Below are 13,820 nucleotides of genomic sequence, written 5' to 3' on the forward strand. Positions count from 1 at the left end.
GAACGGTTCTGATCGTATCAGAGCGGTTATGACACCACGGCTGGCGTCGACCCTGATCACCCAGCCGGCCCCGGGCCCAACGGGGTCCGCGCGGACGGCGGGTCGACGCGCTCCGTCCCTGCTGAGGAGAGGCTCCACCAGCCGCGACGACTGATTCCGGCCCAGCGCAGCCACACAACATCCGTGCGCTCTTGTGTTCATTAATGTTCATCTCGGTTTGATAACGTCATTGACTTGCTCGGTTGTGAGCGTTTTACTTCGGAAACCCGGCCGTTGCCTGTACGTCACATCTGCGGTCGACGCCCAGTCGCCACTTGCCACGGAGGCGGATCGATGCGACAGGACCCCGGATGATCCCCGACAGCACCGGCCAGACGGCAGCGCGGCGGCGCCCGGCCGCCGGGACGACCGCGAGCTGGGGCCGCGACGACTGGCTGGCCCTCGCCGACCGGATGCTCGCCGCCGCCCGGCCGTTCACCTCCGCCAATCAGGCTCTCGTCAGCTTTCCCGGCCCGGAGGGCGGTTACGGCCGGGCCGTCGACGGCCTGGAGGGCTTCGCCCGTACGTTCCTGCTGGCTGGTTTCCGCATCGCCGGTGCCCGGGGAGCAGGCGTCGACGACCTCGTCGACCGGTACTCGACGGGCATCGCCGCCGGCACCGATCCGGCCTCGCCGGAGCGCTGGGTACGGCTGGACGAGCACCCGCAGGCGAAGGTGGAAGCCGCCTCCATCGCGCTGATCCTGGACATGACCCGCCCGTGGATCTGGGACCGGCTGCCGTGCACGGTGCGGGAGCGGGTGGTGGACTACCTGGCCCCGGCGGTCGGCGACCACACCTACCCGCGGATCAACTGGGTCTGGTTCCGGCTGGTCGTGCAGACGTTCCTGCGCTCGGTGGGCGGGCCGCACGCGCTCGACGAGATGGCCGAGGACCTGGCCACCCACGACAGCTTCGCCCGCGCCGACGGCTGGATGTCCGACGGGCCGGAGCGCGCCTACGACCACTACGTGGGGTGGGCCCTGCACCTGTATCCGACGCTGTGGGCCCGGATGGCCGGCGCGGCGGACCTGGCCGCCGAGCGCCGCGAGCGGGATGTCGCCGGCCTCGACCGGTTCCTGCGGGACGCGGTCGCCCTGGTGGGCGCCGACGGGTCGCCACTGATCCAGGGGCGAAGCCTGATCTACCGGTTCGCCGCCGCAGCACCGTTCTGGGTCGGCACGATCGCCGGCGTACCCTCGGTCAGCCTCGGCAGGTTGCGCCGCGCCGCCACCGGCGTCGTGCGGCACTTCGTCGACCACGGCGTCCCGGACGACCGGGGCCTGCTCACCCTCGGCTGGCACCGGCCGTGGCCGAGGCTGGCCCAGTCGTACTCCGGCCCCGGCTCGCCGTACTGGGCCAGCAAGGGGCTGCTCGGCATCGCGCTGCCGGCCGACCATCCGGTGTGGACGGAGCCCGAGCAGCCACTCCCGGTCGAGGAGCACGACACGGTACGCACCATCCGCGCACCGGGCTGGCTGGTCTCGGCGACCCGCGCCGACGGGATCGTCCGGGTGGTCAACCACGGCACCGACCACGCGCTGGACGGCGCCACGGTCGGCGACTCCCCGCTCTACGCCCGGCTCGGTTACTCCACCGCGACCAGCCCGATCCTCGCCGAGAGCGGCTGGGTCGATCCGCTCGACCAGTCCGTCGCCCTCGTCGACGGCGCGGGACGGGCCACCCACCGCGCCGGCATGCGCCTACTGACCCTGCGACTCCACCCCGACGGCGACGACGCCGGCAACGGCAACGCCGGCAACGACGCCGGCAACGGCGACGACGGCAACGGCGACGACGGCGACGACGGCGACGACGGCAACGGCGACGACGGCAACGGCAACGGCGACGACGGCAACGGCGACGACGGCAACGGCAACGGCGACGACGGCAACGGCGACGACGGCAACGGCGACGACGGCAACGGCGGCGACGGCAACAGCAACCGCAACGACGGCAACGGCGATGGCAACGGTGGCGGCGTCGGCGTGGCCGGGTCGCGTGCGCTCGCCCACTGGGTCGACCCGGAGCCGGGCCAGCGCGACCACGGCGGCGGGCGTACGGGCCGGTTCCGTCCGGCCGGGCAGCTCACCGTGTACTCGCTGGTCCGCGGCCCCTGGGAGCTACGCCTGACCCGCGTCGACGGCCTCGCCGACGGCGTCGAGGCGGCTGCGCTGCGGCTGCGGATCGGCGGCTGGGCCGTTGCCGGTGCTCCGACCGCCGACTGCGGCGGCGGGGTGGCGACCGTGACCGGCGCCGGCCTGACCAGCCGGTTGGCGGCGGTCCGTGGCGACGGAACGGCCGGCGCCACCGCCGTCCCGGAGGCCGGCGCCACCACCGTTCCGGACGGTGGGCCGCTGGCCGGCGGACTGGTCGTGCCCTGGCTGGACCATCCCGTCCGGCCCGGCGAATGGATCGCCACCCTCGTCGAGCTGTCCGGGGAGTCGGCGGCCACCGCTTTCGACCGGCCGTGTCGGGCCGGGCTGGACGAGGACGCCGACGGCCTGCACGTGCTGGTCGACTGGCCGGACGGCGCCGGCACGGAGATCCGGCTGGACACGGGGCAGCGCGGACACCCGCCCGGCGACCGGCCCGGACCCGGGGCAGTGGCCAGGTCCGTCGTCAGGCGACCTGCTAGCAGTGCGGGCCCGCTCGGGCCCCTGACCTAAGGAGAAAGGGATGAAGCGCGCGATACCGGCCGTCATCGGCGCCGCCACGGCGCTGACCCTCGTCCTCGCCGGTTGCGGCGGCGAGGACGAGCCAGCCGACCCCAACGCCCCGGTGACGATCACCCTCGCGGGATGGAGCCTCTCCTCCACCCCGGAGTTCAAGACCCTCGCCGACGGATTCATGGCGACGCACCCCAACGTGACGGTGGAACTCAAAGAGTACGACGCCGCCAACTACGACACCCAGATGACCGCCGACCTCGCCGCGGGCACCGCGCCCGACGTCTACGTGCTGAAGAATCTCAAGAACTTCTACACGTACCAGAGCGGCGGGCAACTGCTCGACGTCTCCGACACCGCCAAGGACCTCGGCTCGGTGCCGGCGCTGGCGCCGTACCAGGTGGACGGCAAGGCGTACGCCGTGCCGTACCGGCAGGACTCGTGGGTGCTGTTCTACAACAAGGAACTGTTCGGCAAGGCGAAGGTCGCCCCGCCGGACGGTAGCTGGACCTGGGACGACTACACCGCCGCCGCCAAGCAGCTGACCACCGGGTTGAGGGCCGCCGGCTCGAAGGCGACCGGCGCCTACCAGCACATCTTCCAGTCGACCGTGCAGGGCTTCGCGCTCGCCCAGACCCCGAACGCGGACCTGCTCTCCGGCGACTTCGGCTACCTGAGGCCGTACTACGAGCGGTCGCTGGAGCTACAGGCCGTCGGCGCGCAGCCGACGTTCGGCACCGCGAAGACCAACAAGCTCACCTACCAGGCCCAGTTCGGCAAGCAGCAGGCGGCGATGATGCCGATGGGCACCTGGTACGTGGCCGCCCTGCTCAACCAGCGCAAGAGCGGCGACGCCGACAGGTTCGAGTGGGGCATCGCCCCGGCGCCACAGTTCGACACATCCACCACCGGCACCGCCGCCACGCCGGTCACCTTCGGCGACCCGACCGGGATGGGCATCAATCCGAGGATCGGCAAGTCGAAGGTCGCCGCCGCCAAGGCGTTCCTCGGGTACGTCGCCGGTCAGGACGCCGGCAAGGCACTGGCCGGGATCGGCATCACCCCGGCCCAGGTCACCGATGCCGTCACCGCCGCACTGTTCGGGCTGGACGGGGTTCCGCAGGACGACCTGTCGAAGTTCGCGTACGCCACGCACACCATCAAGCCGGAGAACCCGGTGTCGAAGCACACCGCCGGCGTGCAGAACGTCCTCGACGAGACGCATTCGGTGATCCTCTCCAACAGCAAGGGCGTGGAGGCGGCGCTGAACGAGGCGCAGAACCGCGCCAAGAACGAGGTCATCAAGCAGTGACCCCCGTGGCGGGTCCGGCGCGTACCGTGCCACACGCCGGACCCGCCTCCGAGCCGAACGCTTCCCGGAGAGTCTCAATGGCTACGATGCCGCAGACGCGGCCCAGACGCAGGGGATCGGTGTGGCGTAACACGCTCGCCGGCTGGTCGTTCATCCTGCCGAACTTCGCCGGCTTCGCCCTGCTCACCCTCGTACCCGTCGTGGTGCTGTTCTATCTGGCCTTCACGAACTGGAACGTCTTCGGGGTGGCCGAGTGGACCGGTACCGCCAACTTCCGGCGGATGTGGGGCGACGCGAGCTTCTGGACCGCGCTGCGCAACACCGTCTACTACACGGTGTTCCACATCCCGCTCACCATGGCGGCATCGCTCGGACTGGCGCTGCTGCTCAACCGCAAGCTGCGTGGCGTGCGGTTCTTCCGTACCGTCGCCTTTCTCCCCTACATCACCTCGATCGTCGCGATCGCGGTGGTCTGGAACCAGCTCTTCAGCCCCGAGTACGGCCCGGTCAACGCCTTCCTGGGCGCCGTCGGGATCGGTCACCCGCCGGGCTGGACCACCTCGGCCGACTGGTCGATGCCGGCGGTCATCATCGTCGGCACCTGGCGCTACATGGGCTACTACATGCTGCTCTTCCTGGCCGGCCTACAGACCATTCCGACCCAGCTCTACGAGGCCGCCCAGCTCGACGGCGCCACACCCTGGCAACGGTTCGTCAACGTGACCATCCCCGGGCTGCGCCACACCACCTTCTTCGTCACCGTGATGCTCACCATCGAAAGCTTCAAGGTCTTCGACCTCATCCTCGTGATGACCGACGGCGGCCCCGGACAGTCCACATTGGTGCTTTCGCAGTACATCTACCAGAAGGGCTTCGAGGAGAACCAGTTCGGTTACGCCTCGGCGGTCTCCATCGTGCTGTTCGCGATCTGCTTCGGCATCACGGTCATCCAGTTCATGGTCAACAAGCGGAGGAACAGTTGACGACCGTGACCGACCTCCCCGCGCCCGCCCCGGCCGTCACCGTACCCGTCGGCGGCAGGCCCGCCCGCCGACGCGTCCCGGCACGTCGCTGGCGGATCGCCGGGTACGCCGCCCTCGCGCTCGCGGCGGGCGGCCTGCTGCTGCCGTTCTACTGGATGGTGGTCGCCTCGCTGAAGACCAACAACGACGTGTTCACCATCCCGATCCAGTGGCTTCCCGATCCGGTGGTCTGGCACAACTATCTCGACATCTGGCAGCGCTCGGACGTGACGACGTGGCTGAGGAACACCCTGCTGCTCTCGGTCGTCGTCACCTTCCTACAGGTCTTCACCGGCAGCTTCGCCGCCTACGGCTTCGCCCGGATCCGCTTCCCCGGCCGCAACCTGCTCTTCCTCGCCTATCTCGGCACCTTCGCCGTGCCCTGGCAGTCCTACATGATTCCGCAGTTCATCCTGATGTCGAAACTCCAGCTGTCGAACACGCTGTGGTCGATCGTCGCGCTCCAGGCGTTCGGCGCGTTCGGTGTGTTCCTGATGAAGCAGTACTACGAGACGATCCCCGAGGAGTTGAGCGAGTCGGCCCGGGTCGACGGGCTGACGGAGTTCGGCATCTACCGGCGGATCATGCTGCCGCTTTCCCGGCCGGCGCTGGCCAGCCTGACCCTGCTCACCTTCGTCACCACCTGGAACGACTATCTCGGCCCGCTGATCTACCTGCGCAGCCCCGAGCTGCGCACCATCCAACTTGGACTGCGCACCTTCATCGACGAGTACAACGCGGAGTACGCACTGATCATGACGGGTTCGGTGCTCTCCGTACTCCCCGTCGCGGTCATCTTCCTGCTCGGCCAGCGGTACTTCGTCGAGGGCATCGCCACCACCGGACTGAAGGGCTGAGCGGCATGCGTTCGCGCCACAACACCATCTCGGCCGTCTTCGACGGCGTCTGGCTGGCGCTCGTCAGCAACCTGCTGCTGGTGGCCGGCTGCCTGCCGCTGGTCGTGCTCGCCCTGACCACGGAGGCGGCGCGGGCCTGGCCGCTCTACGCACTGGTGGCACCCACCTGCGCGCCCGCGCTCTGCGGGGTCTTCGCGCTGATGTCCGCCTACTCCGACGGCACCGGCACCGGCGTGCTGCGAACGTTCGGTCGCGCCTGGCGGGCCAGCGCCCGTCCGGCGACGTGTTGGGCCGCGGTCGCCACGGCCATCCTGGTCGTGCTCGGCGTCGACGCGTACGCGGTGTGGGGTCACCGGGCCGGGGCGCTGACGCTGCCGATCCTGGCCGTGCTCACCGTACTCACCGCCGCCACCGGGCTGCTGGGGCTGGTGGCGATCGCCGCGCGACCCGCCGCGCGGCTTCGCGACGTGGCCCGCGCCTGCGGTTACCTCGCGGTGCGCCGCTGGTATCTCAGCGCCGCGTCGCTGCTGGTCCTCGCACTGCTGACGCAGCTCTTCGTGGCCCGGCCCGCGATCGCGCTCGGCGTGGCGGCCGCACCGCTGCTCTACGTCGTCTGGGCCAACAGCCGGTTCAGCCTGCGTCCCGCGCTCGACCCGCCGACGACGGCGCCGCAGATCACCTGAGCAGACGCACGTCGACGGCCCCGGCGCTCGGACCGGGACACCGGCGGCACCGGCCCCGGACCCACGAGGAGGAAGAGCATCCATGACGGCGACCGACGTCCGTCCCGGCCCCGACGCCGAAGCGATGGCGGCCGCGGTGGCCGCCGCGATACGTACCCTCGACGCGAACATCGACAGCTTCGCCGACCGGTATCCCGCGGACACCACCGTCGACAACCGCTACCCGCTGCGGCCGCCGACCGCCGGCCAGCCCTCCGGCGCCAACGTCGGCTGGACCACCAGTTTCTGGCCCGGAATGCTCTGGCTGGCCCATGACCTCACCGGCGACGACCGCTACCAGCGGGCCGCCATGTCGCACGTGCGGAGTTTCGCCACCAGGGTCGCCCGGGGCATCGACCTGGACACCCACGACCTCGGGTTCCTCTACACCCTCTCCTGCGTCATCCCGGCCCGCCGTACCGGTGACCCGCGCGCCCGGGCCGCCGCCCTGGCCGCCGCCGACCACCTGATGACCCGGGTCCTCGAACCGGCCGGGATCATCCAGGCCTGGGGCGACCTGGACGACCCCCGCCAGCGCGGCCGCACCATCATCGACAGCCTGATGAACACTCCGCTGCTCTTCTGGGCCAGCCAGACCACCGGCGACGGCCGCTACGCCAGCGCGGCCCGCCGGCACAGCGCGCAGTTGCGCCGGCACATCCTGCGCCCGGATGGCACCACCTTCCACACCTTCTACTGGGACCCGGAGACCGGGGCGGCACTGCGCGGCGAGACCGAACAGGGCCACGCCGACCACTCCTGCTGGGCCCGTGGCCAGGCCTGGGGCATCTACGGATTCAGCCTCAACCACCGGTACACCGGGGAGTCGGGCCTGCTCGCCGCCGCCCGGACCTGCGCCGACCGCTTCCTCGCCCGGCTACCGGCCGACCACGTCGCCTACTGGGACCTGGAGTTCGGTGACGGCAGCCGCCAGGATCGCGACAGCTCGGCCGCCGCTATCGCCGCCTGCGGCCTGGTCGAACTCGCCGACAACCTCACCGACGCGGACGTCGCACACCGGTACCGGTCGGCCGCCGGCCGGATCCTGCGCTCCCTCGCCGACGGCTACGCCACCGACGGCGGTCCGGCCTCGAACGCGCTGATCCTGCACGGCGTCTACGACAAGCCCAAGGGGATCGGCGTCGACGAGGGCAACCTCTGGGGCGACTACTTCTATCTGGAGGCCCTCACCCGCGCCACCACCCCCGACTGGACCAGCCCCTGGTAACCGCCGCCGCCCCGACCAGCCCGCACCCCGGAAGGTGATCATGGATTACCGTTACCACTGCACCATCCCCGCCGCCGACGGCCGGAACACGCTGCCCTTCAACCCCTGCCGCCTGCTGGACTTCAGCCTGCTGCGGCTGCCGGCCGGCGGCTCCTGGACCGGCGACCCCGACGGCCGGGAGATCCTCGCGGTCGTCCTCGGCGGCACCGCGAGCTTCACCGTCGGCGAACACCGCTTCGCGGACGTCGGCCGGCGTCCGGACGTCTTCTCCGGCAAGCCGCACTCCGTCTACATCCCGGCCGGCGCCACCGTCACCGTCGAGGCCGTCACCGACGTGGAGATCGCCCTGCCCAGCGCGCCCAGCGACCTGGCCACCGATCCCTACGTCATCGCACCGGAGCAGGTCGCGAGCGGCCGGTGGGGCGCGGCCAACTTCGGCCGTACCTACCACCAGATCCTCACCGAGATCTCCCAGCCGGAGCTGCCCGCCCGCCGGCTCATCGTCGGGGAGACCTACACGCCCTCCGGCAACTGGAGTACCTATCCGCCGCACCGGCACAGGGTCGACAACCTGCCGGCGGAGGCCGCGCACGAGGAGATGTACTACTACCGCGTCGACCCGGCCGGCGGGTTCGGCATCAGCCGGGTCTACACCGACGAGGGTTACGAGGAGAACGTCACCATCCGCGAGCACGTGATGCAGATGATGCCGGAGGGCTACCACACCGTGGTCAGCGCGCCCGGCTACACCACCTATTTCCTGTGGTTCCTCGCCGGCACCCAGCGTACCCAGGGTGCCCGTGAGGACGCCGACCTGGCCTGGGTGGGCCAGACCGTACCGACCCTGCGCAGCATGGGCCTGTAGCGATGGTCCTGGACACCTTCCGGCTCGGCGGCCGCGTCGCCCTCGTCACCGGTGGGAACCGCGGCATCGGCCGGGCCATCGCGACGGCACTGGCCCAGGCCGGCGCCGACATCGCCCTGCTGGGCCGCACCGAGCCCGCCGACACCGTCACGGCGGTCGAGCGACTGGGGCGACGGGTGCTGGTCGTACCCGCCGACCTGTCCACGGCCGGGCCGGCCGCGCTCGCCGACGCGGTCGAGGCGGTGGTCGCCGGACTCGGCCGCCTCGACGTGCTGGTCAACAACGCCGGCATCATCCGCCGCGCCGCCGCGCTCGAACACCCGCCCGAGGACTGGGACGCGGTGCTCCGGGTGGACCTCGACGCGGTGTTCCAGCTGTGCCAGGCGGCCGGGCGGGTCATGCTCGGCCAGGGGTACGGGAAAATCGTCAACGTGGCGTCGATGCTCTCCTACCAGGGCGGCATCCGGGTCCCGTCGTACACCGCCGCCAAGCACGCCGTCGTCGGCCTCACCCGGGCCCTGGCCAACGAGTGGGCCGCCGGCGGAGTCAACGTCAACGCGATCGCCCCCGGCTACATCGCCACGGACAACACCGCGCCGCTGCGCGCCGACCCGGACCGGGAACGCGCCATCCGGGAACGCATCCCGGCCGGGCGCTGGGGCGCGCCCGAGGACCTCGCGGGCGCCGTGGTCTTCCTCGCCTCCGACGCCGCCCGGTACGTGCACGGCGCCGTCCTTCCGGTGGACGGAGGCTGGCTCGCCCGATAGGAGTGCGGATCGTGGAGTCAGATCGACTGTTCAGCGCGCAGCGGCAGGAGCGGCTGCTCGCGGAGCTTCGCGGGAGTGGTGCGGTACGGGTCCGCGACCTCGCCCGCGAGCTGGGGGTCAGCGAGCTGACGATCCGCCGCGACATCACCGCCCTCGCCGAGCGCGGCCTGGTGGCCAAGGTGCACGGCGGTGCGACGCTGCCGTCGGGCAACAACACCCTCAGCCAGCCCCGACGGGCCGCCGTCCGCTTCACCATCGGCATGGTGGTGCCCTCGCTCGACTTCTACTGGCCGCCGATCGTGGCGGGTGCCCGCGCCGCCGCGGCGGCGCTCGGCGTCACGGTGCAACTGCGCGGTTCGAGTTACGACCCGGACGAGGACCGCCGCCAGATCGGCCGCCTCGTCGAGGCCCGGCAGGTCCAGGGCCTGCTGCTCGCACCGAGCCTGGACGGCGACGACGCCGACGAGATTCTCGAATGGATCGGCCAGCTACCGGTGCCTACCGTCCTGGTCGAACGTCAACCGCGCCGGTGGACACCCGGTACCCGCCAGATCGAATGGGTACGCAGCGACCACTCCCTGGGCCTGGAGATCGCCGTCTACCACCTTCGGCAGCAGGGGCATCGACGAATCGGTCTGGTCCTCGCGCAGGGCAGTCCGACCTCGGAGCACCTGGGGCGCGCCTGGCGGACCGCCGCCACCGATCCCAGAGCCTCCGGCGCCCTCGTGTTGCAGGAGACGGTCACGGCGCCCGGGGAGCGGGACGTCATCGTCCGGATCCTCCGGCAGTGCAGGCTCGCCAGGATCACCGCGTTGATCGTCCACAGCGATCCGCACGCCATCGCCGTCGCCCAGTTCTGCGCCGAGCTGGGCATCGCCATCCCCGGTGACCTGGCGATCGTCTCCTACGACGACGAGATCGCCCACCTCGCCGATCCGGCGATCACCGCCGTCCGGCCGCCCAAGAGCCACGTCGGGCGGCTCGCCGTCGAGCTCATCGTGTCGCGTCTGCTCGACGGCGAGCGGCGCCCTCCACACCGCGTACTCCTCGCGCCCGAACTGGTCGTCCGCGGATCGTCGCTGCCACTGTCACCACTTCACTAGCGGGGCTGGCGAATGACGTGGGTGGCTGTGGTTCCGGCAGGGTGGCGGAGTCGGATGACGGCGACCGGACGCCGGCCTACCGACGTCTCCGTTCGGACCCTGCCCTGACGCCCGGACGAGGTGACGGGCCCGAGGGCCGGCTCACCGGCGAGCGACCGTGCCGTGCCGGCAGCCGGAACAGGACACCCGGGTGATGCCGGACCAGGTGTTCAGGTCCGGGCTCGTCGCGGTCCAGATCCCGCCGTTGGTGTAACGGTCGATGTAGATCCGCCAGGTACCGTCGTCCATCCGGAGCACCGACGGCCCCTCGTGTCCCGCCGTCCAGAGCGCGGCACGCTGCACCCATCCGCTGGTCAGGCCCGCCGTGGTCGTCCAGTGTTCGATGTACTTGGACGTCTCGTCCTTGACGAACGCGTGATACGTGGCACCGTCCTTCACGACGAACGTGTCGATGTGGTTCGTGCCGAGGCCCCATATCTGCGCCGGACCGCTCCACGAGGTCAGCGTGCTGTTCTGCGCCGTGTAGACGTACGGCCGGAAGCAGGCCGAGCAGGTCGTCTGGGCGACGCTGGCGATGATCCGGATCGTACTGCCCTCGACGAAGAACTCCGGTGCCCAGACGAAGCGGGTGTTGGCGATGCCCGAGGCCACGCTCGCGACGTGTGTCCAGGACGTCAGGTCGGTACTCGTCGCGACGTTGAAGTGGGTCGAGTTCGTGGTCCACGACTGGACCGTGTATGCGATGTAGTACCGGCCGTTGTGTCTGATGATGCTCGGATCGCGCAACACGCCGGTCGGCCCCCGGTAGTTGGTGTCGGCGAGGACGCTGAAGCTGGTGCCGTTCGTCGACTGGTAGACCCACAGTTCCTGGTCGGCGGCACCGTCGCCCTTGAAGGTGGTGTACACGTAGCTGCTGGCGGCACTGGCCGGGCCGGCCGGCACGGCGAGCAGACCGGCCACGAGCATGAGCACCCCGACCAGTGCGGCCCACCATCGGCCACGACCGGACACGACCGTCTCGTCGGTTACCACTTCGGCTACCTCCTGGGAATCTCGTCGGAGAGCGGAACCCGGATCCGAACTCTGTGAGCGCTCACATCGGCGGCGGTTCTCCCTGGTACGCGACCGAGAGTCGGTGGCCTGACGTTGGCCTCCGAGGGGCTGCAAGGGTTGTACGCTCACGGTCGCAGGCCGGGCATCCGCGTCGGCGGAACGCCATCGGTGGTACGTCCGGCGTTGCGGGAAAGTGTTAGCGATCACATCAAGCCCTGTCAACCCTCGAAGACTGCCAATCCTTTCTCCGTACCGCTCCGCACGCCGCAGCCGGTCCGGCGACCGGAGCCGGCCACCGGCGGTCGGTGCGCGCCGACGGCGGCGTCGGGCTCCGGCGAGGCCGACCACCGGCAACAGCCTTCGACGCTCATCTATAGACTGGCTCCGACGTTCCAAGCCTGAGCTGGGCAGATGATTCTAGCGTGGATCGGACACGTCGCGGCAGCCACTGATGTTCGTTTATGAATGTCCGTGGATGAATCGGTTCGAAGTATGGCGCGCTGGTTGACGCTCGATTACCAAGGTGTTGCCGGACCGTCAACACCGGCGACCTGGCTGGCCGGTCGGAGGCCGGCGCCAGCACCGGAGGGCCGGGGCCGGGACGTGCCAGGCGGCACAGCAGGGCCGGGCCGCCCGCCCGACCACACCGGACGAACAGAAGGGACACAGCAGTGAAGAGGGAGAGGCGGTTGCTATCGCTGGGGCTGTCGCTCGCCGTCACCGCGGCGGCGATCGTGACAGCGGTGGCCGGGACGAGCACGCCCGCCCAGGCGGAGCCGGTCACCATCACCAACGGTACGCAGTTCAGGGACACCAGCGGCAACCTGCTACAGGCCCACGGCGGCGGGGTGCTCAAGGTCGGCAGCTACTACTACTGGTTCGGTGAGAACCGCAACGCGGACAACACCTTCCGCGCGGTCTCCGTCTACCGCTCCACCAACCTGCGCGACTGGGAGTTCCGCAACAACGTCCTCACCCAGTCGTCCGCGTCCGAGCTACAGGTCGCCAACATCGAGCGGCCGAAGGTCATCTACAACGCCAGCACCGGTCGGTACGTGATGTGGATGCACAAGGAGAACGGCTCCAACTACAGCGAGGCCCGCGCCGCCGTCGCCTCGTCGGCCACCGTCGACGGCAACTACACCTACCACGGCAGCTTCCGGCCGCTCGGCCAGCACATGTCCCGGGACATCACGCTCTACAACGACAACGGCACCGCGTACATGATCTCGGCCGCCGACGAGAACTACGACCTGCACATCTACCGGCTGACCGCGGACTACCTCAACGTCGCCACCCTGGTCGGCAACTTCTGGAACGACGCCCACCGAGAGGCACCGGCGATGTTCAAGCGGGGCAGCACGTACTTCCTGCTGACCTCGGCGGCCACCGGCTGGAACCCCAACCAGGCCAAGTACGCCACCGCGTCGAGCATCTCCGGCCCGTGGACCGGCTGGACCAACGTCGGGGACTCGACGACCTTCCGGTCCCAGCCGACGTTCGTACTCCCGATCCAGGGCAGCTCCACCACCAGCTACCTCTACATGGGCGACCGCTGGGCCGGCGCCTGGAGCGGACCCGTCAACGACTCCCAGTACGTCTGGCTGCCGATCACCTTCCCGTCCAGCACCAGCATGCGCCTCGACTGGTACCCGTCGATCACCATCGACGCCAGCACCGGCACCATCACCGGCCAGTCACCGCCGTACTACCGGATCACCGCCCGGCACAGCGGCAAGGTCATGGACGTGGTGAGCAGCTCGACGGCGAACAGCGCCGAGGTCAAGCAGTACGGCTGGAACGGCGGCGGAAACCAGAAGTGGGAGTTCCAGGACGCCGGCAGCGGTTACTTCAGGATCGTCAACCAGAACAGCGGCAAGTGCCTCGACGTCGCATCCGCCTCGACCGCCGACAGCGCGAACATCGTCCAGTACACCTGCGGGAACGGTACCAACCAGCAGTGGCAGTGGGTCGCCACCGGCAGCTACTACCAGCTCCGGGCGCGGCACAGCGGCAAGTGCCTCGACGTGGTCAGCAGCGGCACCACCGACGGCACCGACATCACCCAGTACACCTGCGGCAGCGGCACCAACCAGCAGTGGACACGCACCCAGTCCTGAGAGCCGGCACCGGTCCGCGCGCCCCGGGCGACCCCGGTCGGCACGGGCCTTCGGCACCGGGCCCGG

At 70.2% G+C, this 13,820-nt stretch carries 11 protein-coding genes; 10 read left to right on the forward strand and 1 reads right to left on the reverse strand.

Features of this window, described 5'->3' with window-relative positions; translation table 11 throughout:
• Nucleotides 1–350: 350 nt before the first annotated feature.
• The 9 genes from C6361_RS38075 (at nucleotide 351) to C6361_RS06295 (ending at nucleotide 10,581) form a co-directional block, all read left to right on the forward strand.
• Nucleotides 351–2,705 (forward strand): DUF2264 domain-containing protein, encoded by a 2,355-nt coding sequence (locus C6361_RS38075; RefSeq protein ID WP_234359363.1) that lies wholly within the window; start codon nucleotides 351–353, stop codon nucleotides 2,703–2,705.
• Nucleotides 2,706–2,715: 10 nt separating this feature from the next.
• A complete protein-coding gene (locus tag C6361_RS06260; RefSeq protein ID WP_107267087.1) occupies nucleotides 2,716–4,017 on the forward strand; it encodes an ABC transporter substrate-binding protein in 1,302 nt (433 codons plus the stop codon).
• Nucleotides 4,018–4,136: 119 nt separating this feature from the next.
• A complete protein-coding gene (locus C6361_RS06265) occupies nucleotides 4,137–5,000 on the forward strand; it encodes a carbohydrate ABC transporter permease (protein WP_234359364.1) in 864 nt (287 codons plus the stop codon).
• A 5-nt stretch (nucleotides 5,001–5,005) separates the two neighbouring features.
• Nucleotides 5,006–5,896 (forward strand): carbohydrate ABC transporter permease, encoded by an 891-nt coding sequence (locus C6361_RS06270; RefSeq protein WP_107267089.1) that lies wholly within the window; start codon nucleotides 5,006–5,008, stop codon nucleotides 5,894–5,896.
• A gap of 5 nt (nucleotides 5,897–5,901) precedes the next feature.
• Nucleotides 5,902–6,579 carry a ferredoxin-NADPH reductase gene (locus tag C6361_RS06275; RefSeq protein ID WP_107267090.1) on the forward strand — a complete coding sequence of 226 codons (678 nt, stop codon included), beginning with the start codon at nucleotides 5,902–5,904 and terminating at the stop codon, nucleotides 6,577–6,579.
• An 82-nt stretch (nucleotides 6,580–6,661) separates the two neighbouring features.
• Entirely contained in the window at nucleotides 6,662–7,846 is a 1,185-nt protein-coding gene (locus C6361_RS06280; RefSeq protein ID WP_107267091.1) for a glycoside hydrolase family 88 protein, read from the forward strand.
• A gap of 40 nt (nucleotides 7,847–7,886) precedes the next feature.
• Nucleotides 7,887–8,711: a 5-deoxy-glucuronate isomerase gene (gene iolB / locus C6361_RS06285; protein ID WP_107270767.1), complete on the forward strand. Its 825-nt coding sequence runs from the start codon at nucleotides 7,887–7,889 to the stop codon at nucleotides 8,709–8,711.
• Between the two features lie 2 nt (nucleotides 8,712–8,713).
• Nucleotides 8,714–9,478, forward strand: a complete 765-nt coding sequence (kduD, locus tag C6361_RS06290; protein ID WP_107256266.1) for a 2-dehydro-3-deoxy-D-gluconate 5-dehydrogenase KduD — start codon at nucleotides 8,714–8,716, stop codon at nucleotides 9,476–9,478.
• Between the two features lie 11 nt (nucleotides 9,479–9,489).
• Nucleotides 9,490–10,581 (forward strand): LacI family DNA-binding transcriptional regulator, encoded by a 1,092-nt coding sequence (locus C6361_RS06295; protein WP_107270768.1) that lies wholly within the window; start codon nucleotides 9,490–9,492, stop codon nucleotides 10,579–10,581.
• Nucleotides 10,582–10,722: 141 nt separating this feature from the next.
• Here C6361_RS06295 and C6361_RS06300 read toward each other — a convergent pair whose 3' ends face one another.
• Nucleotides 10,723–11,592: a family 43 glycosylhydrolase gene (locus C6361_RS06300; protein WP_234359365.1), complete on the reverse strand. Its 870-nt coding sequence runs from the start codon at nucleotides 11,590–11,592 to the stop codon at nucleotides 10,723–10,725.
• A gap of 731 nt (nucleotides 11,593–12,323) precedes the next feature.
• On the opposite strand from C6361_RS06300, the gene C6361_RS06305 reads away from it, so the two are divergent.
• A complete protein-coding gene (locus tag C6361_RS06305; protein WP_369931365.1) occupies nucleotides 12,324–13,754 on the forward strand; it encodes an RICIN domain-containing protein in 1,431 nt (476 codons plus the stop codon).
• The last annotated feature ends 66 nt before the right edge of the window (nucleotides 13,755–13,820 follow it).

Origin of the sequence: Plantactinospora sp. BC1 (genome assembly GCF_003030345.1) — a bacterium.
In the GTDB taxonomy this organism is placed as follows: domain Bacteria; phylum Actinomycetota; class Actinomycetes; order Mycobacteriales; family Micromonosporaceae; genus Plantactinospora.

Excerpts from the sequence above, each read along its gene's own strand:
- C6361_RS38075 (WP_234359363.1), top strand. The coding sequence starts at position 351 with ATGATCCCCGACAGCACCGGCCAGACGGCAGCGCGGCGGCGCCCGGCC.
- C6361_RS06260 (WP_107267087.1), top strand. The coding sequence starts at position 2,716 with ATGAAGCGCGCGATACCGGCCGTCATCGGCGCCGCCACGGCGCTGACC.
- C6361_RS06275 (WP_107267090.1), top strand. The coding sequence starts at position 5,902 with ATGCGTTCGCGCCACAACACCATCTCGGCCGTCTTCGACGGCGTCTGG.
- C6361_RS06280 (WP_107267091.1), top strand. The coding sequence starts at position 6,662 with ATGACGGCGACCGACGTCCGTCCCGGCCCCGACGCCGAAGCGATGGCG.
- iolB (WP_107270767.1), top strand. The coding sequence starts at position 7,887 with ATGGATTACCGTTACCACTGCACCATCCCCGCCGCCGACGGCCGGAAC.
- kduD (WP_107256266.1), top strand. The coding sequence starts at position 8,714 with ATGGTCCTGGACACCTTCCGGCTCGGCGGCCGCGTCGCCCTCGTCACC.